The following is a 301-nucleotide window of genomic DNA, read 5'->3' on the forward strand; positions in this document are numbered from 1 at the left end:
CCCCCCCCCCCCCCCCCCCCCCCCCCCCCCCCCCCCCCCCCCCCCCCCCCCCCCCCCCCCCCCCCCCCCCCCCCCCCCCCCCCCCCCCCCCCCCCCCCCCCCTTTTTCAAGCAGAAGCCGGCATACGAGATTTCCTGTACGGTCTCGTGGGCTCGGAGATGTGTATAAGAGACAGGCCCAGCGCGTCCTGCAGCGGCACGGTGACGGCGCGGGCGATCTGGTCGGCCGCGCCGCCGGGCGGGAAGTTGACGATGACCTTGACCTGCTTGTTCGGGTGCGCCTGGGCGAGCGCCGCCAGCGG

The 301-nt window shown here is 77.4% G+C and carries 1 pseudogene; it reads right to left on the reverse strand.

Annotated elements, in window-relative coordinates:
- Window positions 1–106: 106 nt before the first annotated feature.
- Window positions 107–301: pseudogene (locus JHD63_RS25165) on the reverse strand (hypothetical protein); the annotation flags it as partial.

Source organism: Xylophilus sp. ASV27 (assembly GCF_016428875.1).
Lineage (GTDB): Bacteria > Pseudomonadota > Gammaproteobacteria > Burkholderiales > Burkholderiaceae_C > Xylophilus.